General features: G+C 36.5%; 30 protein-coding genes. 21 read left to right on the top strand and 9 right to left on the bottom strand.

The features are described 5' to 3' along the window. Positions 1 to 200, top strand: a 200-nt coding sequence (locus IQ10_RS16845) for a transposase (protein ID WP_199757447.1), incomplete at its 5' end; no start/stop codon positions are given. A gap of 389 nt (positions 201 to 589) precedes the next feature. Here IQ10_RS16845 and coaA read toward each other — a convergent pair. Together coaA and IQ10_RS16835 are read right to left on the bottom strand one after the other, a co-directional pair. After that, positions 590 to 1,543 carry a type I pantothenate kinase gene (gene coaA / locus IQ10_RS16840; RefSeq protein WP_144451637.1) on the bottom strand — a complete coding sequence of 318 codons (954 nt, stop codon included), beginning with the start codon at positions 1,541 to 1,543 and terminating at the stop codon, positions 590 to 592. A gap of 449 nt (positions 1,544 to 1,992) precedes the next feature. Then, the gene (locus IQ10_RS16835; protein WP_144451636.1) at positions 1,993 to 3,675 is read right to left on the bottom strand and encodes an alkaline phosphatase; all 1,683 of its coding nucleotides are present in this window, start codon (positions 3,673 to 3,675) and stop codon (positions 1,993 to 1,995) included. Between the two features lie 234 nt (positions 3,676 to 3,909). Here IQ10_RS16835 and IQ10_RS16830 point away from each other — a divergent pair, with 234 nt between their 5' ends. Both IQ10_RS16830 and IQ10_RS16825 read left to right on the top strand, forming a co-directional pair. Continuing rightward, positions 3,910 to 4,338 carry a disulfide oxidoreductase gene (locus IQ10_RS16830; RefSeq protein WP_144451635.1) on the top strand — a complete coding sequence of 143 codons (429 nt, stop codon included), beginning with the start codon at positions 3,910 to 3,912 and terminating at the stop codon, positions 4,336 to 4,338. Further along, positions 4,339 to 4,812, top strand: coding sequence for a thioredoxin family protein (locus IQ10_RS16825; protein WP_144451634.1), 474 nt, complete (start codon positions 4,339 to 4,341; stop codon positions 4,810 to 4,812). Positions 4,813 to 4,882: 70 nt separating this feature from the next. Here the strand turns inward: IQ10_RS16825 and IQ10_RS16820 are convergent, their stop codons facing one another. Next, positions 4,883 to 5,707, bottom strand: a complete 825-nt coding sequence (locus IQ10_RS16820; protein WP_144451633.1) for a uroporphyrinogen-III synthase — start codon at positions 5,705 to 5,707, stop codon at positions 4,883 to 4,885. Positions 5,708 to 5,847: 140 nt separating this feature from the next. On the opposite strand from IQ10_RS16820, the gene IQ10_RS16815 reads away from it, so the two are divergent. Further along, positions 5,848 to 6,189, top strand: coding sequence for a DUF3243 domain-containing protein (locus IQ10_RS16815; RefSeq protein ID WP_144451632.1), 342 nt, complete (start codon positions 5,848 to 5,850; stop codon positions 6,187 to 6,189). 47 nt (positions 6,190 to 6,236) lie between these two features. On the opposite strand, the gene IQ10_RS16810 is transcribed toward IQ10_RS16815, so the two are convergent. Beyond that, complete coding sequence (locus tag IQ10_RS16810; protein WP_158640070.1) at positions 6,237 to 6,731, bottom strand: TraR/DksA family transcriptional regulator; 495 nt, start codon at positions 6,729 to 6,731, stop codon at positions 6,237 to 6,239. A 190-nt stretch (positions 6,732 to 6,921) separates the two neighbouring features. On the opposite strand from IQ10_RS16810, the gene IQ10_RS16805 reads away from it, so the two are divergent. The 6 genes from IQ10_RS16805 (at position 6,922) to IQ10_RS18645 (ending at position 12,579) form a co-directional block, all read left to right on the top strand. Next, the gene (locus tag IQ10_RS16805; RefSeq protein WP_144451630.1) at positions 6,922 to 7,389 is read left to right on the top strand and encodes a hypothetical protein; all 468 of its coding nucleotides are present in this window, start codon (positions 6,922 to 6,924) and stop codon (positions 7,387 to 7,389) included. A gap of 306 nt (positions 7,390 to 7,695) precedes the next feature. Beyond that, on the top strand, positions 7,696 to 9,864 hold the full coding sequence (locus IQ10_RS16800) for a DNA topoisomerase III (RefSeq protein WP_144451629.1): 2,169 nt from the start codon (positions 7,696 to 7,698) through the stop codon (positions 9,862 to 9,864). Between the two features lie 520 nt (positions 9,865 to 10,384). Continuing rightward, the gene (locus IQ10_RS16795; RefSeq protein WP_158640069.1) at positions 10,385 to 11,230 is read left to right on the top strand and encodes a DUF2268 domain-containing putative Zn-dependent protease; all 846 of its coding nucleotides are present in this window, start codon (positions 10,385 to 10,387) and stop codon (positions 11,228 to 11,230) included. A gap of 47 nt (positions 11,231 to 11,277) precedes the next feature. Then, entirely contained in the window at positions 11,278 to 11,505 is a 228-nt protein-coding gene (locus tag IQ10_RS16790; protein ID WP_144451627.1) for a YuzI family membrane protein, read from the top strand. A gap of 97 nt (positions 11,506 to 11,602) precedes the next feature. After that, the gene (locus tag IQ10_RS16785) at positions 11,603 to 12,346 is read left to right on the top strand and encodes a YjbA family protein (RefSeq protein ID WP_144451626.1); all 744 of its coding nucleotides are present in this window, start codon (positions 11,603 to 11,605) and stop codon (positions 12,344 to 12,346) included. Between the two features lie 110 nt (positions 12,347 to 12,456). After that, positions 12,457 to 12,579, top strand: a complete 123-nt coding sequence (locus IQ10_RS18645) for a hypothetical protein (protein WP_277878091.1) — start codon at positions 12,457 to 12,459, stop codon at positions 12,577 to 12,579. 51 nt (positions 12,580 to 12,630) lie between these two features. On the opposite strand, the gene trpS is transcribed toward IQ10_RS18645, so the two are convergent. Together trpS and IQ10_RS16775 are read right to left on the bottom strand one after the other, a co-directional pair. Continuing rightward, the gene (trpS, locus tag IQ10_RS16780; protein WP_144451625.1) at positions 12,631 to 13,623 is read right to left on the bottom strand and encodes a tryptophan--tRNA ligase; all 993 of its coding nucleotides are present in this window, start codon (positions 13,621 to 13,623) and stop codon (positions 12,631 to 12,633) included. Positions 13,624 to 13,763: 140 nt separating this feature from the next. Continuing rightward, positions 13,764 to 13,946, bottom strand: a complete 183-nt coding sequence (locus tag IQ10_RS16775; RefSeq protein ID WP_144451624.1) for a hypothetical protein — start codon at positions 13,944 to 13,946, stop codon at positions 13,764 to 13,766. An 83-nt stretch (positions 13,947 to 14,029) separates the two neighbouring features. Here IQ10_RS16775 and IQ10_RS16770 point away from each other — a divergent pair, with 83 nt between their 5' ends. After that, a complete protein-coding gene (locus tag IQ10_RS16770) occupies positions 14,030 to 14,584 on the top strand; it encodes a TlpA disulfide reductase family protein (RefSeq protein ID WP_144451623.1) in 555 nt (184 codons plus the stop codon). Positions 14,585 to 14,622: 38 nt separating this feature from the next. Here IQ10_RS16770 and IQ10_RS16765 read toward each other — a convergent pair whose 3' ends face one another. Together IQ10_RS16765 and IQ10_RS16760 are read right to left on the bottom strand one after the other, a co-directional pair. Beyond that, positions 14,623 to 15,612 carry a sodium:calcium antiporter gene (locus tag IQ10_RS16765; protein WP_144451622.1) on the bottom strand — a complete coding sequence of 330 codons (990 nt, stop codon included), beginning with the start codon at positions 15,610 to 15,612 and terminating at the stop codon, positions 14,623 to 14,625. A 340-nt stretch (positions 15,613 to 15,952) separates the two neighbouring features. Continuing rightward, entirely contained in the window at positions 15,953 to 16,489 is a 537-nt protein-coding gene (locus IQ10_RS16760) for an HD domain-containing protein (RefSeq protein WP_144451621.1), read from the bottom strand. Between the two features lie 189 nt (positions 16,490 to 16,678). Here IQ10_RS16760 and trhA point away from each other — a divergent pair, with 189 nt between their 5' ends. The 6 genes from trhA (at position 16,679) to spxA (ending at position 20,810) form a co-directional block, all read left to right on the top strand. Further along, positions 16,679 to 17,326 (top strand): PAQR family membrane homeostasis protein TrhA, encoded by a 648-nt coding sequence (gene trhA, locus IQ10_RS16755; protein WP_144451620.1) that lies wholly within the window; start codon positions 16,679 to 16,681, stop codon positions 17,324 to 17,326. Between the two features lie 197 nt (positions 17,327 to 17,523). Next, positions 17,524 to 17,754 carry an excisionase family DNA-binding protein gene (locus IQ10_RS16750; RefSeq protein ID WP_144451619.1) on the top strand — a complete coding sequence of 77 codons (231 nt, stop codon included), beginning with the start codon at positions 17,524 to 17,526 and terminating at the stop codon, positions 17,752 to 17,754. A gap of 50 nt (positions 17,755 to 17,804) precedes the next feature. Then, positions 17,805 to 19,010, top strand: coding sequence for a putative glycoside hydrolase (locus IQ10_RS16745; RefSeq protein ID WP_199757446.1), 1,206 nt, complete (start codon positions 17,805 to 17,807; stop codon positions 19,008 to 19,010). 256 nt (positions 19,011 to 19,266) lie between these two features. Next, the gene (locus IQ10_RS16740; RefSeq protein WP_144451618.1) at positions 19,267 to 19,833 is read left to right on the top strand and encodes a GNAT family N-acetyltransferase; all 567 of its coding nucleotides are present in this window, start codon (positions 19,267 to 19,269) and stop codon (positions 19,831 to 19,833) included. 39 nt (positions 19,834 to 19,872) lie between these two features. Beyond that, positions 19,873 to 19,998, top strand: a complete 126-nt coding sequence (locus IQ10_RS18640) for a hypothetical protein (protein WP_277878089.1) — start codon at positions 19,873 to 19,875, stop codon at positions 19,996 to 19,998. 416 nt (positions 19,999 to 20,414) lie between these two features. Then, entirely contained in the window at positions 20,415 to 20,810 is a 396-nt protein-coding gene (gene spxA / locus IQ10_RS16735; protein ID WP_144451617.1) for a transcriptional regulator SpxA, read from the top strand. Between the two features lie 106 nt (positions 20,811 to 20,916). Here the strand turns inward: spxA and IQ10_RS16730 are convergent, their stop codons facing one another. Then, positions 20,917 to 21,582, bottom strand: coding sequence for a TerC family protein (locus tag IQ10_RS16730; RefSeq protein WP_144451616.1), 666 nt, complete (start codon positions 21,580 to 21,582; stop codon positions 20,917 to 20,919). A 521-nt stretch (positions 21,583 to 22,103) separates the two neighbouring features. Here IQ10_RS16730 and mecA point away from each other — a divergent pair. The 4 genes from mecA to IQ10_RS16710 all read left to right on the top strand — a co-directional run bounded on the left by mecA (position 22,104) and on the right by IQ10_RS16710 (position 26,617). Beyond that, positions 22,104 to 22,745 (top strand): adaptor protein MecA, encoded by a 642-nt coding sequence (mecA, locus tag IQ10_RS16725; protein ID WP_144451615.1) that lies wholly within the window; start codon positions 22,104 to 22,106, stop codon positions 22,743 to 22,745. Between the two features lie 110 nt (positions 22,746 to 22,855). Then, complete coding sequence (gene cls, locus IQ10_RS16720; protein WP_144451614.1) at positions 22,856 to 24,367, top strand: cardiolipin synthase; 1,512 nt, start codon at positions 22,856 to 22,858, stop codon at positions 24,365 to 24,367. Between the two features lie 479 nt (positions 24,368 to 24,846). After that, positions 24,847 to 25,869, top strand: coding sequence for an amidohydrolase family protein (locus IQ10_RS16715; protein ID WP_144451613.1), 1,023 nt, complete (start codon positions 24,847 to 24,849; stop codon positions 25,867 to 25,869). Between the two features lie 46 nt (positions 25,870 to 25,915). Next, positions 25,916 to 26,617: a metal-sulfur cluster assembly factor gene (locus tag IQ10_RS16710; protein WP_144451612.1), complete on the top strand. Its 702-nt coding sequence runs from the start codon at positions 25,916 to 25,918 to the stop codon at positions 26,615 to 26,617. Positions 26,618 to 26,628: the final 11 nt, after the last annotated feature.

The following is a 26,628-nucleotide window of genomic DNA, read 5'->3' as shown; positions in this document are numbered from 1 at the left end:
ATCGACATGCCAATTTGAAGTATCGATATGGGAACCGGAAGTTCTGGTGCCGGGGATTCTATGTCGATACAGTAGGCAGAAATAAGAAACAAATACAAGAATATATTAAGAATCAGCTGAGAGAAGACTACATGGGTGATCAGTTAACATTATTCGAAGAACATGACCCTTTTACTGGTGAGAAAAATAAGAAGAAATAAGGAAATTCTTTAGAATTAGTGAGTGAATGTGGTGCAGACGGGAAACCCTTTCAGTGGGCCTTTAAGGCCAAGGCCGGTAAGAGAGGCTTTCAGCCGCAGAACAAACCACCAGTTCACACTGGTGGTTTTGATTTTGTGAGGTGAAAATGTAGACCTTATCAATATAATCTCAAAAGGTATGCCAATGTCATGACAAAGTCTGATGAAGAAGGTGGAGTTGCTGATTTTCTAGAAGAGGTTATAATCGGCAACGTACTAAAATCATAACACTTGTAGGTTTTTGGATTCGTAACTCAGATCATTCTTAGGCTTTTATGAGATATGGCAAGACTAAGACACGCTAGGATTTCAATCCAAGCGTGTCTTCTTGTTTGATTTAGTCAGTTAACTCACATTTTTTTTATACGCACTTCGCTTACTCTATGACCTGCTTCTTTCTTTAAAATTAAATCAGCACGGTGGCGCGTTGGACGAATATTTTTTTCAAGATTAATTCCATTTATCGTTGTCCAAATATCTGTAGCAAATTCGACAGCCTCCGAATCGGATAAATGGCGATAGCGATGGAAAAATGATTCGGGCTGCTGAAAGGCTGTATTACGAAGCAGCTTAAATCGTTCAATGTACCATGTTAGAATATCGTCTTCTTCTGCATCTACATAAATAGAAAAATCGAAGAAGTCTGAGACAAAGACATGGGGAATACGACGGTCTTTTTTATTTACTTGCAAAACATTAATGCCTTCAACGATCACGACATCAGGCTCTTCAATTTTCTGAACCGTATCGGATAAAATATCATAGGTTAAATGGGAATAAACAGGAGCTTCTATGTAAGCGCAACCAGATTTAAGTTGATAGAGAAAGTGAATTAATCGGTTAATATCATAACTTTCTGGGAACCCTTTTCGTTTCATTAAGCCGCGTTCTTCCAAAACAGCATTTGGATAAAGAAATCCGTCTGTTGTGACTAAGGCGACATTTGGGCTGTTTGGCCATCGTTTGGCTAATGCTTGAATTAACCTTGCTGTCGTACTTTTACCAACAGAAACACTGCCAGCAACCCCAATGACAAAAGGAACCTTCTTTGTTTTCTTTTGAAGAAAATGGTTGACATGTTGATGTAAGTTGACTGAATGAGTCATGTGCATGTACAACAATTGCGATAATGGCAAGTAAATTTCGGATACCTCTTCAGCAGAAATGGAATCATAAATCCCTTCTAGCTTTGTACGTTCAGAAGCCGAGAGCAGATCTGTAGTTGTTTCTGATAATTTTGCCCATTCTTCACGGCTAAATACTGTATAAGCCGATAGGGGAGTAGCCTGTTTTATAGTTACCATATTGTTCTCCTTTATATCTTTTCAAGATTCATTCTCTCTATTGTACATGAACACCTAACAGGCGATAAGGTTTTTTTATAAAACTCATGTAAAATATACAGTAATGTTAATTAATTACTTTTAATCCTATTGGGAAAATAAGTGTAAGAGATGGAATAAAGGTTTAAAATACATAGCATTTTACCGTAAAATGATTTTATGTGAAATTTTCTAAAAAACTCACAAAATTGTCTTGTAAGGGGACGGTGCTAGGGGGATAAATAAAGAAATGAAAGAGGAAAAGATGATTCAATAGTGTATAACAATTTATTTAAAGGAAGGCAATATCCTAAACAATGGATGTAATACATATTATGTATAAGGAATAAGAGAAGCAGATAAACCCAGTAAGAACAGCTGGGTTTATCTGCTTTTAATAATTGAGTGGTATTAAGCATCATATCATTAGATTAGTTAGTTCTTCTTTCTTCTAGTTGATTCATGAAAGTTTCTTCATCAGCAAATAACTCTGTTCCCATTAAGTAAGTGATAATACGTGGGAGATCAGTGTTATCGAGTAAACCAACAAATTCATCGGCTCCTTGACCATAAGCGTATAAAGGAACCTCCACACCAGAATGATTACGAGTTCCCCAGCTAATGTAAGCATGATTTGAGATCACTGTACCTAATACATTAATCACATTTGTTTGATTATTCCAGTTAACAGAAGCGATCATGTTTTCATCTTCTTCTGTTAAATCAAATCCCCAAAAAGGAGAAACAATCTCATTAATATCAACTAAATATCCTTTTGTATTTTTAGGTTCATTTTTTGTTGAACTGATAGCTAAGTTATAACCGAAAAGCTTAACTAATGATTCAACATTTAAGTAATTTTGTTTCTTTTCTTTATCAAAATACATATCAAATGGTTGACCTTTGTCCATTTCTTTTTTTCCTAAATCAATTGTGACAGATTCCATACCGTATTTAATAACAGCTTTTTTACTTTTTGAATTATAGTTAAATGTTGCTCCTAATTGATTAACAATATCACGAATATGCATGTAGTAGTCTCCATCTACTTCTACACCATTAGAAAGAGAAATGGTACGTGCGTTTTCTTCTAATTCACTAGCGACTATATTGTTACTTGCTGTTACATTTTTTAAGATTGAAATGTTGTCAGCGTAGCCACCAGCAGTTGTTCCAATAACCATGCCACCTGTTTCATGGTCGCCTACGACGACAACTAATGTTTCATCATCTTCTCTTGCAAATTCTACTGCTTCATTTACTGCTTTTTCAAACTCAAGTGTGTCAGTGATGGCAGCTGCTGGATCATTAGCATGACCAGCCCAGTCAATTTGTGAGCCTTCTACCATTAAGAAAAAGCCGTCTTCATCTTTATTTAAAATATCAATTGCTGTACTAGTCATTTCCGAAAGACTTGGTTGTGTGGGATCTACACGATCCATTTCATATGTAAGAGCTTCATCAGCAAATAAGCCGAGTACTTTATCACCTTGAATATTTGCCATTTCTGATTTATTTGTAATATATTCGTAACCAGCATTTTCTGCTTCGGTAACTAAATCTAGCTCAGGTTGCTTACCTCCATCATCTTCATGTGTAAACATGTCACGACCGCCACCTAAAATAACATCAACATTCCCAATATACTGTTGTGCTAGTGCTACTTCATTGCCTCGAGAAGCATCATGAGCAACGAATACAGCAGGTGTTGCATGGGTAATACGTGAAGTGGCAACCAACCCAGTTGCTTTGTCCTTGTTTCTTGCAGCATCAAGGATGGAATCGGGCTCGGCTCCATTTGGGCTAATAGAAATTTTTCCATTATCTGTTTTATAACCAGTTGCCATCGCTGTACCAGCTGCAGCGGAGTCTGTCACACTTGTATTAGCTGAATCTGTTTTGAGCATACCTTTTAAGTAACGTTCAAAACCTAATTCTTCTCCTTTAAAAATTCTTGAAGCCGTTAAATAACTAGCACCCATACCGTCTGGAATTAATAAAATGACATTTTTCGCAGAACCTTTCTCTGCCGCACTCACGTTAGGTGTCCATACTGGGAACACTAATACAGTGGCTAATACAAGTGGGATTAGCTTTCTCATTTTTTTAAACATAAATAAAAACTCCTCTCTATTCAATTGATTCTTTTTTAGGATAGCCCATAGATATTAAGGATTTTTAGGTATTAAATTAATTTTATGTAAAATCATTGTAAACAGCTTATGTTGAATCCAAACACGAAAATGTAACAAAATCTACTTAAAAGGAAAATGATTATGAGTAGATTCGAAATGTCACTTTCTGTATAATCAAAGCTGGATTAAATAAATGAAAATGAGGTCGGAACATTGCAAAAAAAGATTGAAAACATTACCATCGTGGCATGGTTGACATCTTTAGTTGCCACGCTTGGGTCACTGTTTTTTTCTGAAGTGAGACTATATGAGCCATGTACTCTTTGTTGGTACCAACGTATTTTCATGTATCCTCTTGTTCTTATATTAGCAATTGGGATTATAAAGAAAGATCCGAAATCTGTTCTTTATTCGGCTGTTTTATCCTTTATAGGCATGTGTTTATCAGCCTATCATTATGCGATTCAAAAGGTAGATTTTTTTACAGAAGCTGCGCCTGCTTGTGGGCAAATTTCTTGTACTGGTCAATACATTAATTGGTTTGGTTTTGTAACCATTCCATTTCTTGCATTGACTGCTTTTGTGATTATTTTAATTTGTAGTCTCGTTGTGCTGAGACTTACTAAGGAGGAAAACAACTAAATGAAAAAAGTGCTTATTTTTGGCGGTGTTGTCGTATTACTTTTTATTGCTCTTACTGTTGTTACGAATATTCAACAAACACAGAAAGCAGAAGGGAACCCGTATGGAAAAGATCGATTAAATGCCGCTACAGTAAATTTACTAGACGATCCAAACTATCAAAATGTTATTCTTCCAGATGAGTTAGCAGAAAGACTAGCAAATGAAGAAGATGTGACGGTTTATTTCTATAGTCCGACTTGTCAGTTCTGTCAGGAAGCTACGCCAAGGCTTGTACCGTTAGCTGAGGAGAATGGAATTGATTTGGTTCAATACAATTTGCTCGAATTTGAAGAAGGCAGGAATGAGTACAATATTGAGTCAACTCCAACTGTTGTACACTTTGAAAACGGAGTGGAGGTAGAAAGAGTAGAAGGCGCTGCAAGCAATGAAGGCTTTCAACGATTTTTTGACGAGTATGTAGTGAATGAATAGGATCAAAAAATGAACGGGAGAAACTTCGATCAAAGAAGTTTCTCCCGTTGTCTATTTTATCTTTTAAGACCTAGTTTTCTTCGTTCATTTGATTTTGATAATATTTAGAAAGCTCAATAATCATCGCGCCCATTCTTTCCTTATCAGGGCTAATGATTCGTTTGACGCCTTCTTCATGTAATGCTTCTGCCGTTACTTTCCCTACGGCAACAGCCACAACGTTTTGCTCAAAAGTGTTAAGAGACTTTGTTAGATTTCCGTATTCCTTTGCGTATTGAAAAAATGAACGTGCTTGTATAGCTGTTGTAAAACATACTGCATCTACTTGTTGATTTATTACTTCATTATATAATTGCTCAAGCGTCTCTGTTTCAGGAGGTGTATGCTGATAAGGTAATAATTGAATGACGGTTGCCCCTTTTTTTTCAAGGAAGGTAATAAGTGTTGGAATGGTCACACCATGTAGTTGTACCATTACGCGCTTTCCTGAAAAGTCAATATCTTTTAATGCATTAATTAAACCTGCTGTCGTCCCGTCTTCATCAACCGCCACAGGTGTCACATTAATTTTCTTTAACGCCGCCACTGTTTTATATCCTCTAGTAGCTACTTGTGCTTGTTGAATGACTTTGACATATTCATCATAAATACCAATTACTTCAGCAACTTTGAGTAGTGATTCTGTCCCAATACCAGTTGTGAAAATGACCCAATCGGCTTTTTCTTCAACGAATTGACGTAATTCAGGTTCAACTTCTTTCTCGGCTAAAAAAACGGTTCCTTGTAAAGGTCGTACAATGGTCTCGCCACCTTGCTTTTCAATGATTGTTGCCATTTCGTCTGTTTTACGTGAAGCAGCAAGTGCAATTTTCTTTCCTTCTAATCCTTTTCCCATGCTTTTTCCTCCAAATCGTTTTACTTCATCATTTGTTCGATCTTTATAAAAGAAAACCTACTTTCAATCATGTTAGACGTTTAACATTCACACTCTGAGGTTACCATTATAAATACAAAGCGTACAGAGGAGGAGATAAAATGTCAGAAAAAAATCATGTTGTTGAAAAACAGGGAGACTTACACATTGATAGAGTTGAGGATACAATTAAGCGAATGGATCATGAAAATATTGACGAGATCGTAGCTAGTTTTGATGGCTTTAAAAGGTATTTAGATGATCGTATTGGAATCGCAAAAAAGATTGGCTTGAATGATGAACAGCTGGCAATTGTGGCAGAAAAAATAGCGAATTATTTAGCGGAACATGTTGAGCCAAAAAATCGTGAAGAAAAACTTCTTCAAGAATTATGGAAAGTTGGAGAAAAAGAAGAACGTCATATGCTTGCTCATATGCTTGTGAAGTTGATTGATCAAGAATAGAATAATGAAAAACGACTTTATCAGATTATAGATAAAGTCGTTTTTTTCTAAAATGCGTCTTGTTCTTCTTGGAGGCGCGTTGTTGTATTCGTATGTTTATGTCTAACTGTATCAGAATCAGCTAAGCTACTTATCGTATCCTCATGTTCTTGTTCATTCGTTTGATCGCTAAGGTGATTTTCCTCGAATGCTTGTTGAGCTTCGACTGTTCGCTTGGCATAAGGTACGGCTTCTAATCTTTCAAAGGAAATCTCGTCGCCAGTATCTACGCATATACCATATTCCCCTTTTTCAATTTGTTCAAGTGAATCATTAATTTCATTTAATCTCTCTTGATCAGCTTGTTTAAACGTTTGTTGTTTCATTTGTTCTTCGTAATTAGAAGCCTCTTCTGCTGGATGATTATCGATTCCACTCGATAGTTCACTTTGATTATCATCTGATGTCGTTCCGTGTTCACTTGCTTTCTTTTTTTCTAAACCTTTTTTCATTGTCAGTAATGTATCTTTCAATGTGTGAAGCTGCTCGTTTTTTAGTGCCATGTTTACAATCCCCTCCTTCATTCATACACTCTTAATTCCCGAACTAAGAATGTTGTAAACATGAAGGCTTGTTAAAAACAAGAGAAGAATAACAAACTTCATTTCAAAATGATGGTAATATACAATTTTTTTTTGATTAATAACAATTTCTATAGTTCTGAATAGAATATGCTAAGAGGGTGTGGCGGCAGTGAACAGAAAAAGGAAAGCTGAAGCTGATATTAAAATCATACGTTCTATTCAAATACATCTTAACGTTGTCACTGCAGCGTTATTATTAACAGGTCAAATTACGATTAAGGGTGTTTTTATAGGAGCTAGTGGGTTTAGTATGGCATTAGGAGGACCGTTGACTGGAGAGACTCGTCTTGTAGGTGAAGAGGGGAATCAACTTGCTACGGCCTTGATTGATATTATCGATATTATCCTAGCTACCTTATTGCTAAAAAAAGACCTTTTTATTACGGGTATTTTTATTTCGCCTGCAAGGTTTACTATCGATGTTTCTGGACCAATTACAGGTGCTGAAATCCCTTCCCCAACTATACCAGAATTAGAAAGGGATTATCGATTTTTTCAAAGGATTGTCAATAAGCATTTTAAAGTTGATGATCATTTAGTCAATTCATTAAGAGAGGAAGGGATGAGATGGCTCTAACCGATATCCAGACTATTAAACCTTCAAAAAGTGGAATCTTTTTATTAGCTCTTCCCCTTATAGTCTTTATCTTTTTCTTTACCCAACAGGAAGCTGGTAGAGAGGTAATGTAACAATTGTGATAAGGTGGTAAAATTTCACTGAACATGCTTAATCTTGAAAAACCTGCTTATTTTAAATGAGCAGGTTAGATAGAAAATGATATACTAGAATTAATTAGGTTATGTAACCTTCCAGATAAGAGATGGAAGGTTTTTCTTTTGTGAGATGTTTTGTTATTCCAAAGTGAAAGAGGTTGACTAATACATGGGATCTGTATTAATCATAGCTGAAAAGCCTGATCAAGGAGCTAAGCTCGCTGCTCCCTTTCCCTCTATTAAAGGAACAGGTTATATTGAAATAAAGCCTTCGTCTATGTTTCCAAACGGGGCATATGTCACGTGGGCAATCGGTCACTTATGTGAGCTGGTACCTCCTGAGCAGTACGATCAGAGGTGGAAAGCATGGAAACTTGAAACATTGCCGATTGTACCAGAGAAATTTAAACATCAAGTAACACGTGGAAAGACAAAGCAATTTCAAATGATTAAGAAACTGGCCAATCAATCGAGTGTCAAGGAAATTATAATGGCAGGGGATGCAGGACGTGAAGGAGAATTAATTGTTCGACTTATCTTGCAACAATGCCAAATTAATAAACCGCTAAAACGCTTGTGGTTATCTTCTTTAACCGCCAATGCGGTAGAGACTGGTTTTAGGCAACTGCGTACAGAGGAAGAGACGCGTCCGCTTTATTATGAGGCATTGAGCAGATCATGTGCTGACTGGCTTGTTGGGATGAATGCTTCAAGAGCATACACACTTTTGTTTAAGCAGAAAGGGATCAATGATGTTTTTTCAACTGGTCGTGTTCAGACTCCGACTTTAGCTTTAATTGTTAAACGCGAAAAGGAGATTGAAGCTTTTAAGCCAGAACCCTTTTGGGAAGTGAAAGCGATATTCTTAATGAATGGAAAAGAATATGAAGGCATTTGGCATAAAGATGAGCAAACAAGATTAAAGTCAGCTGAACAAGCAGAAAAGGTTGCGCTTTTTTGTAAGGGAAAGCAGGCGGCTGTATCAAATATTGAAAAGGAGGAAAAGCATTATAAGCCTCCATATTTTTTTACACTTTCTAGTTTACAAACACTTGCAAACCAGCGTTTTCGCTTTTCGCCAAAGCAGACATTGGATATTGCACAAAAACTTTATGTAAAGGGGTATATTTCTTATCCAAGGACTGACTCTTCTTTTGTAACAAAAGGAGAGGCGAACATGTTTCCAGCTATTGTGGAAACATTATTAACAAAACCTGATTATAAGCAGTTTGCCCCATTACCAACAGCTTCATTACTTCATAATAAACGCTATGTGAATGATAAAAAAGTAACCGATCATTATGCGATTATTCCAACTGAACAAGTACCTAACGTTGAAAAGTTATCAAATGATGAACAAAAAATTTATGATTTGATTGCACGTTCGTTACTCGCAGCCCATGAAAAAGATGCTATCGTTCATCTGACAAAAGTAGAGACACTTGTTGATGGTCGTGCAACTTTTCAATCAAAAGGAAAAGTTATTAAACAGGAGGGCTGGAGACGTATTATTTATACAAATGATCAAAAAAATGATGACCAAGACTTACCTGCACTTGAAGTAGAAGAACAAGGAATCGTAAAAAGTGTTCAAACTCGTGAGTCGGTGACTCAGCCTCCTAAACGCTACACTGAAGGACAGCTTATTACGGTAATGAAAACGGCAGGAAAACAATTAACCGATTCGGAGCTGGAAAAAGTATTAATGGAATCACAGGGTCTTGGGACAGAAGCAACACGAGCAGGCATTTTAACCGTTTTAAAAGATAGAGGTTACATGACAGTAACAAAAAATATTGTTTCCCCAACAGAAAAGGGAAGATTGCTTATTGATGCGCTAGGTTCAAGCATCCTGACATCAGCTGAAATGACGGCAAAATGGGAGCAACGTTTACGGGAAATTGGAAAAGGGGAAGCTTCCTCTGTTTCTTTCATGGAACAAACAAGAAAGTTGGTTGATCATCTAATTGATGAAGCCAAATCACAAGCTAACAATTGGGACTTTAGTGATCGTGATCTTACATCTATGCAACGTAAGACAAGAAAGGGACAAAATAAACGTAGAGTGTCATCTATAGGAACTTGTCCTAATTGTGGGGGGACTATTTTAGATCGCGGGACGTTTTTTGGATGTAATCAATATAAAACACATCATTGTTCTTTTACGATCTCAAAAACTCTCTTAGGGAAGAAACTTAGACAAAAAGATATAAAAGCAATACTAACGGACGGACAAACGGAAGTACTAGATGGTTTTAAAAAGGAAGGAAAATCGTTTCAGGCATCACTTAGTTGGGATAAACAACTTAAACGAATTACGTTTCAATCAGTAAAATAATGGTGAACAATGCTCGATCATTTGTTGAAATGATTAATTAGTCTTCCATATAAATGCACCCAAGCTTTATCTACAAAGAAGCTGGGTGCATTTATTTATCATTTTGTAAGTGACAAATAAACTGATGGAAATGCTTCAAGGCCATGGTTAATACGTCAGCTTCCGTTGTTTGCTCAATAGGCATGCCAACTTGTCTAAAATAGTTCTGAATGTCTTCAATTTGTTCGGTCTGCTCTTTATATAAATGTAAGACTGGGAGTCGCGTTTCAATTCCTTGATGCGCTGCTTGTTCATTAGCTTCTGTAATAGAAGCGGCAATATGTTCAATTAATTGATAGTAGAGTTTTTGTTGTTGCTCTCTTGATTAGGCATATTGATGGTCCTCCTCACCGATTTTCATTTCCTTCACTTATTTTCACATAAACATGGGTATTTTGAAAAGTTGAAATAACACTATTTCCGCAGAAATTGGTTCATTTTAGTCGACCTGTTCATATAGTAATGATAAGGAGTGATGTGGATGGGGGTAGTGAGAACGGATAAATGGTTGCGTATCTATTGTCAAAAATGGCGAAAAGTAGATTCCCTATCTGAAAAAATGAGCTTGCATAGACAGGTCATGATTGAACCTCTCAGTGATATTTTCGAAACGAAAAATACAAGGGCACTTCAACAATTCCTTTTTCAGGCTGGACTTGTTCGACCAGACGTCTCAATTGATCTTGAAGTAGAGCAGTTAATGGACCGTTCTGCATGGATAGAGACTCAAAAGCAACTGACTTATTTACAAAAAAAATGGACGGGTCCAGATGTCAAACTATATTTGCTTCCCGTTGAAAAACGTCATTCTTTTCTAATGAAAGAATTAGGTGGGAAAATGGGCATTACATTACCTAAAGCTATCATACTCTTCATTCATTCAAGGCTTACGAAAAGAGAGCTTCAAGCATTAGTAACCCATGAATATCATCATAGCTGTCGTCTCATGCACACAAAGTTAACGGAAAAATCAATGCCCCTTCTTGAATCAATGGTTATGGAAGGTTTAGCTGAGCTTGCGGTCAAAGAAGAAATTGGAACAGATGTGAATGCAGCATGGACGAGTTATTACGATCAAAGATGGATTCATGATTGGTTTAACAGATGGATTAGACCGAATTTGTTCTTAAAAGATCGGAAAAAACATCAGGTCTATTTATATGGAAATGAGCAAGTAAAGGTACCGCTATGGCTTGGTTATTATATTGGCTATCAATTGGTTCATTCTGCTGCAAAAGATACAGATAAAACGATCACATTGCTGGATGAATCTGCTGAAGCATTATTTGAGCGTTCAATCTTTTTTGAGAAAAAGGGTACGAATTGATAGGGAATAAAAAAAGGGATGCACCATTAAAATGGGAGGAGTGGAAGGTGATTCGTATATTTCTCGTCTTGATAGGGTTTACTTTAGCTGTCATTGGTGGCGTTAGTATTCTTGCTTACTTAAATCTTTTAACGACAGGTTATCAATTTACAATGTATTTAGCCTTTTTAATTGAACGAATTGAATTTTATCTATTTTTAGTAGGTGTTGCTTTGATCATTGGATCGCTAACCTATCCATATTCTCGTAAACACCGCAAACAAAAACCAAAATAATTATTCTGGAATGAATTATAAAAGCATGGAATAAACTGGTTGCTCCCTGCCTATACTGTTGATACAAAATCGATTCACAGTAAGGAGGGGGCTATCTATGGTCTATATCCGAGATGTATGGGTCAATTGGTTTGAAGGGGAGGAAAACGGCTATAATGTGTGTGATTTTCATGAATGGCGCAGCGACGATCGAATTGAGGTTCTTGATCAAGCTATTCTCATCTTCGTTAGTTCAAATCTTTTCGATTATATTGAAAATGACTTATCAGATTTACCTGAGGATTTGTTAGCGGAAGTTCATCAACAAAGCTATTTGCGCAAAAATATGTCACGCATTCAGCTTGATTATTGTTTTATAGCCTCAGATGCTAGTCGAATCATTGCGATTGATACAATGGGATATAAAACACCTATTCGGAAAAGCCGTCTAACGCCAAGGCAGGAGCAAATTGTGTATGATCATTTAAAAGAGCAAGAGCTGAAGATGTTTGATTTTAATGGGGAAATGGACAAAGTATATCATCTTTTATCGCCTAGTCCAAAAGAAATGAACGGATTAACGAGAAAAGAACGTCAATTAAAGCAGCTGCTTTACATGGCTCTTGACCAATTATATACAACGGGTACAGATGCTGCAGTACGTTACTGGTATACAGAATGGAGTCCGCAAGATTATATGAGAATTCAAATGTTAGGAAGGGAAGAAGCTTGGCATCAATTATATGAAGAAATTCGAGAAGGATGGACAAGCAGACATCATCATTTATGTGAGGCAATGGTAAAAGGAAAAGCTTTCTTTGAGAAATTATGGGAGCTCGAACAAGGTGCTGGTGTAAAATAACAGAAGTGTTTGTGAGCAAGCAATGAATCTTGTGATTCCGACATTTACAATGTTTCTGAACTCTCCTATAATAAAAAGGAAGACTTTATTGCTATAGGAGGGGAACATAGATGGAAACAATGGATGGATTTGCCCATGCCGTTATGCAAATTCTAGCAATCGTACTAGTTGTCGGATCACTTGGACTTTCCTTTTTAGTTGGATTTGTTTGGAAGAAAAATAACGGGTATTGATGTAAAGAAAGGACAGCGATGAGCTGTCCTTTTTTAATCGTTGATAACACGTTATTTTCGACTTTTTCTACCTAAACCCATAGCTCGTTCCGCTTTTTCCATCATGCGACTTGCAACATGGTTTGCTTTCTTGGCACCATGGTCAAGAATATCATCAAGCTCTTCGGATTCAATTAATTGATTATAGCGTTCTTGAATAGGAAGAAGTGTATTGACAACAACTTCTGCAAGGTCGGTCTTAAAGTCTCCGTAACCTTTCCCAGCGTACCGCGCCTCAAGCTCTGCAATTGGTGTACCAGAGCAAAGTGAATAAATAGAAAGTAGATTTGAAACAGCAGGCTTTTCATCGCGATCAAAACGAATAATGCCATCCGTATCAGTAACGGCGCTTTTAATTTTTTTCGTAATTGTTGCCGCATCATCAAGCATTGAGATGTAGCTTTTCGGATTAGGGTTTGATTTACTCATTTTCTTTGATGGATCATTTAATGACATAATTCGCGCGCCAACCTTAGGAATCCTAACTTCAGGAATCGTGAAAATATCATTATATTTTTTATTAAATCGTTCGGCAAGGTCACGAGTTAATTCTAAATGCTGCTTTTGATCATCTCCAACTGGTACAATATCCGTTTTATAAAGAAGGATATCTGCGGCCATAAGTGGAGGATATGTGAGTAGTGCGGATGATACTGCTTCTTTGCCATGAGATTTATCTTTAAACTGTGTCATCCGTTCAAGTTCTCCAATGTAAGATACACATTGCATCATCCAGCCAAGTTGAGCGTGGGCTGGAACCTCTGATTGGATAAATAAAGTAGCCTTCTCTTGATCAATTCCGACTGCCAAATATAGAGCGGCCAAGCTGCGAATATTCTCACGTAGCTTAATTCGGTCTTGAGGGACCGTTATGGCATGCTGATCTACAATACAGAAATAACAATTATAATCATCTTGCATGTCAACAAAATGCTTCATTGCGCCTAAATAATTCCCGAGAGTTAAGGTACCACTAGGTTGGATACCAGAAAATACTGTTTTCATTATGTTCATCCTTTCACTTATGTACATCAATCTATATAGTACTTATCATACCATGTTTAAAACGCCTCTTACAGGAGGGAGATACCTTTATCACAAACAGTTACTAGTCATTAGTGATTAGCTAGTGTCTAACCGTTAAATCACTCTTCGACAGAATGTCCCTTCGAGCGTCGTTCACGCATTCGCAGGATCCAAAGAATGAGGTTGATACTGACTAATGGATAAAAGATAAAGTCATTTCTATATCCTTGTTGATATGAGATAACGACAAAGATAATTAATGAGATCACTGCGACGACTTGTGAAAATTGAATTTTAGTCATTTGATCGTTCTCCTTTCGCATGATTTTATCATGATAGACATAAATTACATTATAGCAACTTTTAAGGGGGGTAGGTCAATCGAATGAAAAGTCAAGCACTCTACAGAAGGATCCTGATTATCCTATTATGCAGTGTAGGACTTATGTATAGCCAATCAATAAGTTTGTTTGAGCAAGTAGAAGAAGCAGTTGCTGAGTCGGTTTCACCTGGTGTTCAAGTAGGACAAGTTGCCCTGCCAATTGAGTTGTCAACGTTGCAAGGCAAGCAAGTCAAACTAGATGATTTTAAAGGGCAGCAAGTGGTATTGAATTTTTTTGCAACATGGTGTCATCCATGCCAAGAAGAAATGCCTGTTATTGTTGAAATGGACAAACGTTTACGAGAGCAAGGGGCTGTTTTTTTAGCCATCAATTTAATGAGTCAAGAACAGAGTAAGGCAGAAATTAAACCTTTTCTCGATCACTACCGGGCATATTTTGACCCATTACTTGATGAAGAAGGAGAAGTGATGGATCGTTATCAAATTATTGGCATTCCTACTACGATTGTGATTGATGAACAAGGTATCATTGTTCAGCGGATTAATGGAGAGATGTCATACGGGATGATGGAAGATTTGATTTTACTAAGAAAATAAGAGAATCCCTGCCCGTTTTGTCTTAGGCAGGGATTTCTTTATTGAATAAAGATCAAATAGGAAGAGACAAAGTATAAAACAATGACCGCAAGTGATGGTAATGTGTAACGAACTAATGAATCTTGTGGTTTACGCAAAAGTGCATAAAGGATAACCACTGAAAGAATACTGACTCCAGCTGCCGTAATTTGATGAACATCAGAAACTGCTGAAATAATAGAGCCATCTCGATAAAAAACATCTGAAGCACCGAGTATTAGAATGTTGAATAAATTACTACCTAAAATTGAGCCAAGGGCTAGGTTACGGTTACGTAGCTGTAAGGCAACAAGGACAGATACAGCCTCAGGTAATGATGTGGTTGCAGCAATAAGAAAGCTACCAACAAAACTTGCCCCTAATCCAGTTATAACCGCAATTTTGTCACCTGTAATTGTTAAAAGTGTTCCTGCTCCCATAATCACTAGTGCCGCAAGGATAAAGCCAATAATTGCTGTTTTTAGTGAAATGGCTGATAAGTTATACACAGATTCTTCTGTTTTTGCCTCAGGCTGTTGAGGGTGCTTTTTGGATAAGAAAGAAATCATCCAAATACCTAATCCATAAATAGTCATTAGAACCCATACATCAATACCAATACCAAGGATGGAGTAATCAATTCGTATTGTTAATGCGATGAACGAAACGATCGCTAATAAAAGACCGACACTTGCTGTATAAAAATGAGTGCGCTCTGCAATAGCAAAAATCTGCTGCCTGCGATAGTATAGGTCAAAGCTTGCAAGAATTAATAAGTTAAACATATTACTACCAAAAACATTACCAACTGCTATATCAGGACTATCTAAGATAATGGCAGAGATACTTGTTGTCACTTCAGGAAGTGAGGTTGCTCCAGCAAGGAAAATGGTTCCAACCATCATGCCACCAAGCGAAGTCTTTTCTCCAATTGTATCTGCATAAGTAGATAATTTGATTGCTGCAATAACTGTTAATAATGCTGCTAAAAGAAACCAAACAAAAACCATATGAACATCCTCCTTCAATAAACAAACAAAAAAGACCCTTTTATGAAAGTCTGATTTAATCAAAACCGAAGGACTCTCATAAAAAGGTCTTGCGTACTTTGAAGCTATTAAATAGTTTAACCAGCTATATAACTTCAAAGCTCAATGAACCGAGTGGGGCGTGCCACTGTCATGACGACTCATTGACCAAAAGGTCGCTACTCCCCTTTTTAAGGGTATTTAATTATGATGGACTAAATGTAGCATGTTAGCTGTAGAGACGTCAATCAAAAGAAAGAGAAGTACAAAAAAAAGTACGTTCAAGACGTACTCTTTCTCAGGCTAGTAATAGTAGTAAGGACTAAATTGTTTGTTCTATAATCATTTGTTGCATGGATTCATCGACTTTTTTATCAAGGGCTTCGAGCATCTTTCTTGCTCTTTCAGCAGATAGTGTTCGATAGTGATGTTCACCACCTGGTTCTTCATCCGCTTCATCCGCAAGGGCAACGACATACTGAAGAGGATTCAGGTTTAGTTGGCCTTCTGGTAAATAGGAGTCAGTGTGTAGTAAAATGGCAAGTGAGATTTCTTTAGCTGTTCGTGGATGTTCCCCAAGTCTAATTAATAATTTATGAGCTCGCTCTGCGCCTTTGATTGCGTGGATATCATTTTCTTTATATAAATCATAATCCCATTGACCGTCGCGGTACCATGTGTAATGTCCGATATCATGAAGGAATGCCGCCTTTGTTGCTCGGTCAGGGTCAACACCATGTTTTTTAGCTAAGCGGTATGCATGATAGGCACAAGCTACTGCATGAGCCATGCCCGAACGTTTAACATACTTTTGTGTAATAGGATGGTCAAACAATTGTAAAAGCTTTACATGTCTCATTGAACATTCCTCCTTTTTATGAGTATAATCAATACCTCACTAAAAATGTGTATTTTTTCTATTATATAGAGTTAAACATTTTATTGCAACAGAATGAACTAATCAAATGTCGAGAAAATAAGATGAGTTCGGTATTCATGGTCATTCTTTGTTATAATAGGTAGAAGGAAAAGGTGAAAGGGGTATGATATGGCGGCCACACATACATTTTCAAAAGGTGAAGAAGTAGCAAATGCAATTACTCATGGTATTGGGGTAGTGCTTAGCATTGCTGCGCTTGTATTGTTAATTGTTTTTTCTAGTTTACATGGATCAGCGTTGCATATTGTTAGCTTTACAATTTACGGAGTCACAATGCTGCTGCTTTATTTCTCTTCGACAATGCTTCATAGCTTGCCAGAGGGTAAAATTAAAAATTTGTTTGAAATTTTTGATCACTCGGCTATTTATTTATATATTGCAGGGAGCTATACACCACTTTTATTTATTGTCGTCCAAGGAACATTAGGGTGGACACTATTTGGTATTGTTTGGGGTCTTGCTACAGTAGGAATTGTTTTTAAAGTATTTTTTGTAAAAAAGTTCTTGTTTCTTTCTACGGTTTTTTATATTGCGATGGGATGGCTTGCAATCTTTGCGATTAAACCTATGATGGAAAATTTGCCTACTGCAGGTATTGCATTTCTTGTTGCTGGTGGACTTTGCTATACACTTGGAACAATCTTCTACGTTTGGCGCGGGTTTAAGTTTCATCATGCGGTTTGGCATACATTCGTACTTGCAGGAAGTACGCTTCATTTCTTTTTGATTTTGTTGTATGTCTTGCCACTATCTTAAAAAAACAGCCAGAGAGCATAATCTCTGGCTGTTTTTTTAATAACCTTTTGGGAAAGTACTCTTTTCAATGTTCTTGTACTTTTTTGGTGTTAGGTAAGACTCAAATAGCGAAAGAGACCCGAAAAAGCAGGATAAATTTCAGAAGATTAATGACAAGCTTTGTCGACAGACGTTATACTTTGATAGGAGGATAAAACATGTATGTAACAATTTTGGAATTAGCAGATTATTTAGGATTACCTTCTGAATACATAGAACAACAGATTCAGTTAGGCCATGTGAAAGCTGTTTTTGACGGAGGGCAGTTTTTGGTAAATATTGAGCAGTTTGCATGGCACAAAGAACAAATTGATAAGAAACGTAGACAACTAGCAGCAGAAGAAGAAGATCCAATTCCAGAAGATTGGGATGCTAAAGATGAAGATTAGCATATAGAATTCGATTGGAAACACGAAACTAAAAGAAAGGTAGTGAGGTCATGAAGGGAAAAATATTTCTTGTGCTCATGCTTTGTTTTGTTAGTTTTATCTATTTTGCTTCGGTACAAGCAGAAGAAGCCGAAGGGCAAATAAAAGCACGAGATCACCAGCATAAGGTCGTTGCAAAGACGATTGTAGACTTGCCAAGTGGTGTGGCTCGATTTGTATATGATTCGGGTTACTCATTTTCATATCCAGAAGATGGCGTGCGAGGCGTATATGTAACTGGGAACTCTGCTGGTGGACAGCGATTTTTAACATTACTTGAGTTACTTAACACAACAGAGTTAAATGCAATGGTTATTGATATTAAAGATGATCATGGTTATTTGACATATCGTCCTGAAGAAGATTCTCCGTTTTTTGATATTTCTCAAAACTTTATTGGCGATCCTAAGGCAATGATGCAAACGTTAGAAGAGCATGCAATCTATCCAATTGCGCGTATTGTTGTTTTTAAGGATTCAGTTCTAGCTGAAAATCGTCCAGAATTATCATTTGTTGAAAATGGTGAAGTTTGGAAGAATGGCCGAGGAGAAGCATTTGTTAATCCTTTCTTAAAAGAAGTATGGGATTATAACATTGACATTGCTGAAGAAGCTGCAAAGATGGGATTTAAAGAAATTCAATTTGATTACGTCCGGTTTCCTGAAGGCTTTGAGCGTCGAGATGAAATATTACATTATAGTGTGGGTGACTATCAGAGTGAGGACGGCGACAATGTTCAAAAACGGGTAACAGCTGTTACAGATTTTGTCGCTTATGCTAGGGAGCGTCTGTCAAATTATGATGTAGATGTGTCAGTTGATATATTTGGTTATTCTGCAACCATTTCCGAGGCACCAGGTATCGGTCAAAACTTTTCAAAAATATCAGAAAACGTTGATGTTATTTCATCGATGATCTATCCAAGTCATTGGACTCCTTATTTTGGAATTGATAAGCCTGATTTATATCCTTATGAATTGACGAAGGAATATGCCAAAGTCGAAAATGAAGTGTTAGGCGCGCTAGAAAATCCGCCTGTATCAAGACCCTGGATTCAAGATTTCACAGCAAGTTGGCTAGGGTCAGGAAACTATATAAGCTATGGTAAAGAAGAAGTCGAAGCTCAAATACGAGCTCTGAATGAAGAAGGAATTGATGAATTTTTACTTTGGAACGCGACAAATCGTTATACTCCAGGTGTGAACTATAAACCGTAAGTTGAGGGAGCTACTGCATATGCAGTAGCTCCTTTCGCATACAAGTGTAGATCAAACTCTTTATGCAGTGCCGTGGTAAAGGAGTACAGTTAGGTCAAACCTTGTAAAACATTGTGTATTTGTATGAGAATAGTTCATAAGCGTCATTAACCGGTCAGCAAGGTATTATTTTCCACAATCTGCTGAAATGATCGCGTTTAAGCCATGAAGATAAAGGAATATAATAAAGAAAAAGATATGAACGGAGGTCATGCCCGTGAACTGGTATGAAAAACTAAATAAATATTTTCCGATTGAAGAAATGAAATCGAAAGAGCATATGGAACTATTATTAATGGAAAAAGCTGAAATTTACCATAAGGATGAAGGGCCAAATCATGTTATGATGTATGTAGAGACAGATGATTTTGTCTTTGTTGATTATCTCTTTGTCTCAAAAGATGCCAGAGGTCAAGGGTTGGGAAAAAAGCTCCTTAATCAGTTAAAGGATAAGCAGAAGCCAATTATTCTTGAAGTCGAGCCAGTGGATTACGATGACACGGATACAGAAAAGCGTCAACGCTTTTACAGTCGAGAAGGGTTCAGGCACGCACAGTCTATTGGCTATCGTAGACGCTCACTTGCTACAAATGAAGTGAATGAATTAGAAATCCTTTTCTGGTCACCGAATGATGAATCAGAGCAGAGCATCTTCGAAAAAATGAAGCACACCTACAAACATATTCATACCTACAAGGATCAAGAACTTTACGGTGTTTCATATGAGGATGTTGATCAAGTTCTGACCTATGAAGAGAAAAAAGAAGACCAAAAGACCGTGTAAGCATTGAGCCGTTCATCAAAAATGATGAGGGTGGTTGCAATGAAAAAGAAAGATATTAAACGAAAAAAGAAACGTGAGATGTTAAAGGACTTTCTTAAGAAGAACTTAAAAAATTGGAAAGAACAGACGAAACAAAATCCTTTAACCAACCGTACGACAGCTTAAACAAAAACCCCTATTCGCTTTATGAAGCGTATAGGGGTTTTTTATTTTCGAGTTGCTTCTAAAACACTGAAATAATTGATTTAAAGAGAGTATTCCAATAAAAATATGACGAATTTGTGACAGGTGAGAGAAGGGAATGTGGTTTTGTCACTAAACAACTAAATAAACATATATGTTTAGAAAGAGATTTTCTGTATAATAAGTTTAAGATGTCAAGTGTAAGGGTACAAAGTAAATAGTTTCACTGAACATCTAGTCGATGTTAGCTGATGTTTGCTTGTGTTCAATATTTGTATAAAAACACTCTAACTTATTATATACAAAAGTTAAACAAAGATGTATAATGAGACTATATTCGACAATAATGACATCTAAGTTCGTAATAGATCTCAAACTTGAAAGGAGAGGTCAGTACTATGGTAACATTATTAACTTCACCTAGTTGCACTTCATGCCGAAAAGCGAAAGCTTGGTTAGAGGAATACAATATTCCGTTTGAGGAACGTAATATTTTTGCGTCTCCATTAACGGTAGAAGAGGTAAAGGAAGTAGTAAGAATGACAGAGGATGGGACGGATGAAATTATCTCAACACGTTCGAAAGTTTTTCAAGAGCTTAATGTAGAGTTAGAATCACTCCCATTACAAACTTTGTTTCAAATTATAAGTGATAACCCTGGTTTGCTTCGTCGTCCAATTATTTTCGACGAAAAGCGCCTGCAAGTAGGATATAATGATGCTGAAATTCGACGCTTCTTGCCACGTAAGGTTAGAACATTCGAATTACAAGAAGCACAGCGATTAGTAAATTAATTAGTGTTTGCCTAAAATGGAGTCAAACATTTTAAAACAAAAAACCCTTTTCCAAAACATTGGATAAGGGTTTTTTATATAACACTTTGTATTTAAAGATGGATATTTAAGAGTGAAACGAGTGAATCCTTTTCTTATAGCTACCAATGATCATTACAGCTAAAATAATGATAACTTGAAAGGCTAAAGTGAGAAAGGGATGCTGACTAAATAATGGTGCCAGCATTTCTTCATGAGTGATCATCCTTGAGGCTGTAAAGGCAAGTATTCCTGCTCCTAAATAAATGATGATGGGAAAGCGATCAAATCCTTTTAAAATAAGCTTACTCCCCCAAATAATGACAGGGACGGAAACAAATAATCCAATCATCACGAGAGTTGAGTTACCATGAGCTGCACCAGCTACAGCTATAACATTATCGAAGCCCATTACAAAATCAGCAATGATGATCGCTTTAATTGCACTCCATAGACTCGTTCCCCCTTGAATATCTCGATCGTCTGTTTGCTCTAACAGCAAGCTGTAAGAAATGTAGATTAAAAGCGCCCCACCGATCGCAAGCAAAAAAGGGATTTCTAATAAATGTACAGCAATAATTGTTAATCCCATTCGAATGACTAATGCTAGGCCAAGTCCAAGTAGAATGGCCCGATTACGAATCTCTATTGGAAGGTTTCGACAAGCTAGAGCTACAACAATGGCATTATCTCCACCTAATATGATATCTACTCCAATGATTGTAAAGAGAGAAATCAGAAAATCTGTATCCACTTTATTCATCACCCTTTAGCAAAAATGATTCATAATAATCATTGACATTTCATACAATAATCAGTAACAATATTGTATTAAAGAATAAATAACTTGTCTGACTCTTTACTAAGAACATATATGGTTAGAAGTGAGGAATTATGATGAGAACTTAGATGTCATTTGTTTTAAGGAGAAAATATTCTTAAGATGTATGACAAAGAATTGCTTTTAAATAGGTACTTGTCTAAGTACATACCCCTATTTTCAGAAAAATATGAGAAAAAAGCAGTTTTTAGATTTCCATTTTCACAGGATTTATCATAAAATAGAAGTAAGACAAAACAGAATGAAAACTAATCATGATTTTGTCTTTCATTTTTATTTACGTTGCTCTCTAAGGAGATCGTACTCTTGTAAATCAATATGTGAAAAATATTATAGGCAATTTTGATTGACTAAGAGGTAGAAAGGGTATAACGTAACTAGAAAGTAAATCGAAATCCATTGAACGAATTACTCGATTAGGAGGGAGAGCGAACATGGATATAGAACGCGTCAATGATACAACCATTAAATTTTTTATAACGTATAAAGATATTGAGGATAGAGGCTTTGACAGGGATGAAATTTGGTACAATCGTGAGCGTGGAGAAGAGCTCTTCTTCGAAATGATGAATGAAGCTAGCGATAATGATGAATTTGAGTTGGATGGACCTTTATGGATACAGGTACATGCATTAGATAAAGGATTAGAAATTGTCGTAACAAGAGGCCAGGTTTCAGGTGGCAATGTGAAACTTGAAATTCCTGTAACACAGGATAAAGAGCATGATTCTATTGACCTGATGGCTCAGGGTGAAGAGGATGGAGAATTAGATTCTTCAAACGAACTGCTTGAGATTGTTATAGGTTTCCAAGACTTTGAGGATGTTATTGCGTTAAGTCATAATTTCTTTATTGATGACTTGCATAATGAGTTATATCATTTTGAAGGCACATACTATTTATATGTTCTATTTAATGATGAAAGATACAATGAAGATCAGCAAGATGATATGCTGAGTCAAATGCTGGAATACGGCTTTGAGTCCGATATTTCCATTTATCGAATTATGGAATATGGCAAAGAAATTGTTCCTTCCAATGCGCTTCCTGTCATTAGATCATCATTTTCTAAGTAAATACGGTAGAAGCGAGTTGATTCAATCAAAAAATCAACTCGCTTTTTTGATAGCGGGTTTGGATTAAGGGAACAAATAAAAAGTAAATACATAACATCCAGGAGTGTTCAATGAAGAATCAATTGAATATTATAGCATTCATAGCCTTAGCTATAGGTCTTCTCTATATGACACGTGTCTACTGGGAAGGCTGGGTAGTTGGAGCATTAAGTGTGGCGTTTAGCTTATCAGTAGTGTTTATTGCGGTTGTCATCTTTTTTGAAAACCGTCATCCTACTAAGACTTTAACATGGTTGCTTGTACTAGCAGCATTCCCACTATTTGGCTTCTTTTTTTATTTATTATTTGGTCAAAATCATCGTAAGAACCGGTCTTTTTCCATGAAAGCTATTCAAGATGAGCAAGCCTTTCAACAGATTGAAGGGACTCGTCAATTAAATGAAGATCAGATTCAAAAAATGGGTGGACATCAACAGCTTCTTTTCCGTCTTGCCCATCGTCTTGGTCACAATCCAATTTCTTTTTCGACCGAGTCAAAAGTACTAACAGATGGGAAGGAAACATTTGCTCATATTCTACAAGCCCTAAAAATGGCCGAACATCATATTCATCTTGAGTACTATATTGTTCGGGATGATGGTCTTGGGCAAGAGATAAAGGATATCTTGATTGACAAAGCAAAAGCAGGAGTAGAGGTTCGTTTTCTCTATGATGCGGTTGGAAGTTGGAAGCTGTCAAAGGGCTATATTAAAGAATTAAAGAATGCTGGTGTAGAGATTGCCGCTTTTTCGCCAGTTAAGCTTCCCTTTTTAAATCATAAACTTAATTACCGTAATCACAGAAAAATAGTGGTTATTGATGGAGTGGTTGGGTTTGTCGGCGGTTTAAATATAGGTGATGAATACTTAGGTAAACACGTATATTTTGGTTATTGGCGTGATACACATTTATATATCAGAGGAGAAGCCGTCCGAACACTACAGCTTATTTTCTTACAAGATTGGTACTACCAAACAGGTAAAAAAATTCTTAATCCAAGTTACTTATCTCCAGTACTTACTTCAATGAAGGCGGATGGTGGCGTGCAAATGATTGCAAGTGGACCAGATACTCGTTGGGAAGTGAACAAAAAACTTTTCTTTTCGATGATTACATCCGCAAAAAAATCAATTTGGATTGCTAGTCCCTATTTTATTCCTGATGATGATATTTTAAGTGCCTTGAAAATTGCTGCATTGAGTGGGATTGATGTGCGGATTCTCGTACCAAATCGACCTGATAAGCGAATCGTCTTCCATGCTTCTCGTTCATATTTTCCAGAATTATTAGAAGCAGGTGTGAAGGTTTACGAGTACAATCGAGGCTTTATGCATAGCAAACTAATTATCGTCGACCATGAAATTGCTTCTATTGGTACTTCAAACATGGATATGCGTAGCTTTCATTTGAATTTTGAGGTTAATGCTTATTTATATAGAACAAAAAGTGTTACCACTCTAGTCAGTGATTTTGTTTATGATCTCGAGCATTCAAATCAGATAAATTTTGAGCTTTTTCAAAACCGTTCAATTTTTTATCGGATCATTGAATCAACCTCTAGGCTATTATCACCTTTATTATAGGATACCCCAAAGTACTGATAGAAGAAGATTTCACATAACGCTCAGCTTTTTAAAATCTGAGCGTTATTTTTTAGTGTAAGAAATGGTTAGGTATTGTCAAGGAACATGAATAAAAATGTAGTATTTAATTTTGGTCATTAAGAAATGTATGTTTCTAGTATACTAGTAGATAAAGATCAAGATAAACGCAAAGGGAGTGCTTAGTAATTGCTTTGGAATAGTAGTATCAAATAAGTAGTTGTATTTTTCTACAAATATAATAGATTAAAAAGGCATAATTTTCAGATCTATATATATATTATTTGAGGTGTATGAAGAACTATAATACAAGTAGGAAGTTTAAATAACTAAAAAACTTCAGACGCTTATTAAACATAAAATAGTAATTTAATACAATTTTATGTAAGCGGTTACTTTTGACTGGGATACTTTTGGTTATTTGGGCTATTTCAATCACTTTGTATTAGGGGGGAATTTTAATGTACAGAACAGCTAGCGGGGAAGAAATCTTTGTTATCGATGCTCATATTGCTTTGTGGGATGGAAGTAAAGAAAATCAGTTGAACATTCATGGGGATCAGTTTATTAGTTGCTTCTACGATTATCACAAGAACTTGAGTCCTAAAGAATACATCTGGCCAAAAGATAAATTTGTGAAGTATAGCCCTGAAACGTTAGTGAACGATGTCATTGTTAAAGGACACTGTGACATGGCTATTTTTCAACCTGTTTACTTGCATGAATTTTATAAAAATGGCTTTGGTGATTTTGATGCAAACGAGCAAATTTCAAAACAATACCCTAACCGATTTATCTGTAATGGTACATTAGACCCGAGACATGGTGAAAGAGGTTTGGAAAAATTAGAAGAAATGAAAGAAAAATATAACTGGCAAGGGGTCAAGCTCTACACTGCTGATTGGTATAAAGACTCAAAAGGTTACAAACTATCAGATCCATGGGCTTATCGTTACCTTGAAAAATGTGAAGAACTTGGCATAAAAAATATTCATATTCATAAAGGACCAACAGTTATGCCGCTTAATCGAGATGCATTTGATGTCGCTGATGTTGATGATGCAGCAAGCTCTTTCCAAAATTTAAACTTTATCGTTGAGCATGTTGGGCTTCCACGTTTAGAAGATTTCTGCTGGATTGCGACACAGGAGAAGAATGTATACGGAGGACTTGCCGTTGCAATGCCATTCATTCATGCTCGTCCGCGTTACTTTGCTGAGATTATGAGTGAGTTGCTTTACTGGTTAGATGAAGATCGCATACTATTCGGTAGTGATTATGGCATTTGGGAGCCAGGCTGGTTAGTTGAGAAGTTTATCGAAATGGAACTTCCTGAAGATCTTCAAAAAGAAACTGGTGTAACACTTGATATGAATGTGAAGAAAAAGATTTTAGGTGAAAATGCAGCAAGACTTTACAACATTGATATTGAAGCTCAAAAAGAAAAGCTTCGTGGCTGTGAGCTTTCAGTACAAGGAGCGTAGGTTTTCTATCATTCTTTGATTCTTTCAGGGAGGGGTGTTTGATTCCATGAATAACGAGCAGCAAGTGTATGAAAAATTAGATAAGGTATACGACCCTGAGCTCGATCAACCATTAACAGACTTAGGTTTTATTGATCATGTAAAGATCGAGCAAAATCGTGTGGAAGTTATATTTAGATTACCGACGTATTGGTGTTCACCAAACTTTGCTTATATTATGGCTGAAGATATTCATACGTATGTATCTGAGCTTGATTGGGTAAAGGAAGTCAAAGTGAACTTAATCGATCATTGTACTTCAGATGAAATCAATAAAGGTGTTACGAACAAGAAGAGCTTTAGTGAATCGTTCGAAAACATGTCTGGCGGTGATCTTGAAGCATTAAGAAACACTTTTCTAATAAAAGCGTTTTATGCTAGACAAGAGAAGTTAATCAAATATTTATTGAAAGAGGGGGTGTCTGAAGAAGCGATAACGACCCTTTCATTAGATGATCTTATGAGCCTTTCTTTGTCTATGGAAGGGGAAGAGTTAAGAGAAAAATATTTAGAAAAAAAGAATTTGCTTCATCATAGTAGTGATACAGCAATCACGACTCCAGAAGGTGAAAACCTACAGCTAGATTCATTTTCTGACTATTTACTAGGTGTAAAGCGAACAAGATTAAGTATGGAATTCAATGCTCACTATTGTCGAGGTTTGTTAGAAGCACGTTATGATTTACAACCTATTGCTGAGAAAGTATAATGATATTGTTG

The organism is Halalkalibacter nanhaiisediminis (assembly GCF_007830185.1).
GTDB classification, from domain to species: Bacteria; Bacillota; Bacilli; order Bacillales; family Bacillaceae_D; genus Halalkalibacter; species Halalkalibacter nanhaiisediminis.
The sequence above is the reverse complement of the archived record's forward strand: the minus strand, read 5'-3'. Positions and strand labels throughout refer to the sequence as shown.

Excerpts from the sequence above, each read along its gene's own strand:
- IQ10_RS16800 (WP_144451629.1), top strand. The coding sequence starts at position 7,696 with ATGGGATCTGTATTAATCATAGCTGAAAAGCCTGATCAAGGAGCTAAG.
- IQ10_RS16770 (WP_144451623.1), top strand. The coding sequence starts at position 14,030 with ATGAAAAGTCAAGCACTCTACAGAAGGATCCTGATTATCCTATTATGC.
- IQ10_RS16775 (WP_144451624.1), bottom strand. The coding sequence starts at position 13,946 with ATGACTAAAATTCAATTTTCACAAGTCGTCGCAGTGATCTCATTAATT.
- coaA (WP_144451637.1), bottom strand. The coding sequence starts at position 1,543 with ATGGTAACTATAAAACAGGCTACTCCCCTATCGGCTTATACAGTATTT.
- mecA (WP_144451615.1), top strand. The coding sequence starts at position 22,104 with ATGGATATAGAACGCGTCAATGATACAACCATTAAATTTTTTATAACG.
- IQ10_RS16820 (WP_144451633.1), bottom strand. The coding sequence starts at position 5,707 with ATGGGAAAAGGATTAGAAGGAAAGAAAATTGCACTTGCTGCTTCACGT.
- cls (WP_144451614.1), top strand. The coding sequence starts at position 22,856 with ATGAAGAATCAATTGAATATTATAGCATTCATAGCCTTAGCTATAGGT.
- IQ10_RS16750 (WP_144451619.1), top strand. The coding sequence starts at position 17,524 with ATGTATGTAACAATTTTGGAATTAGCAGATTATTTAGGATTACCTTCT.
- IQ10_RS16745 (WP_199757446.1), top strand. The coding sequence starts at position 17,805 with ATGAAGGGAAAAATATTTCTTGTGCTCATGCTTTGTTTTGTTAGTTTT.
- IQ10_RS18645 (WP_277878091.1), top strand. The coding sequence starts at position 12,457 with ATGGAAACAATGGATGGATTTGCCCATGCCGTTATGCAAATTCTAGCA.
- IQ10_RS16785 (WP_144451626.1), top strand. The coding sequence starts at position 11,603 with ATGGTCTATATCCGAGATGTATGGGTCAATTGGTTTGAAGGGGAGGAA.
- IQ10_RS16835 (WP_144451636.1), bottom strand. The coding sequence starts at position 3,675 with ATGTTTAAAAAAATGAGAAAGCTAATCCCACTTGTATTAGCCACTGTA.
- trpS (WP_144451625.1), bottom strand. The coding sequence starts at position 13,623 with ATGAAAACAGTATTTTCTGGTATCCAACCTAGTGGTACCTTAACTCTC.
- IQ10_RS18640 (WP_277878089.1), top strand. The coding sequence starts at position 19,873 with ATGAAAAAGAAAGATATTAAACGAAAAAAGAAACGTGAGATGTTAAAG.
- IQ10_RS16715 (WP_144451613.1), top strand. The coding sequence starts at position 24,847 with ATGTACAGAACAGCTAGCGGGGAAGAAATCTTTGTTATCGATGCTCAT.
- IQ10_RS16760 (WP_144451621.1), bottom strand. The coding sequence starts at position 16,489 with ATGAGACATGTAAAGCTTTTACAATTGTTTGACCATCCTATTACACAA.
- IQ10_RS16815 (WP_144451632.1), top strand. The coding sequence starts at position 5,848 with ATGTCAGAAAAAAATCATGTTGTTGAAAAACAGGGAGACTTACACATT.
- IQ10_RS16710 (WP_144451612.1), top strand. The coding sequence starts at position 25,916 with ATGAATAACGAGCAGCAAGTGTATGAAAAATTAGATAAGGTATACGAC.
- IQ10_RS16810 (WP_158640070.1), bottom strand. The coding sequence starts at position 6,731 with ATGGCACTAAAAAACGAGCAGCTTCACACATTGAAAGATACATTACTG.
- IQ10_RS16765 (WP_144451622.1), bottom strand. The coding sequence starts at position 15,612 with ATGGTTTTTGTTTGGTTTCTTTTAGCAGCATTATTAACAGTTATTGCA.
- IQ10_RS16795 (WP_158640069.1), top strand. The coding sequence starts at position 10,385 with ATGGGGGTAGTGAGAACGGATAAATGGTTGCGTATCTATTGTCAAAAA.
- IQ10_RS16825 (WP_144451634.1), top strand. The coding sequence starts at position 4,339 with ATGAAAAAAGTGCTTATTTTTGGCGGTGTTGTCGTATTACTTTTTATT.
- trhA (WP_144451620.1), top strand. The coding sequence starts at position 16,679 with ATGGCGGCCACACATACATTTTCAAAAGGTGAAGAAGTAGCAAATGCA.
- spxA (WP_144451617.1), top strand. The coding sequence starts at position 20,415 with ATGGTAACATTATTAACTTCACCTAGTTGCACTTCATGCCGAAAAGCG.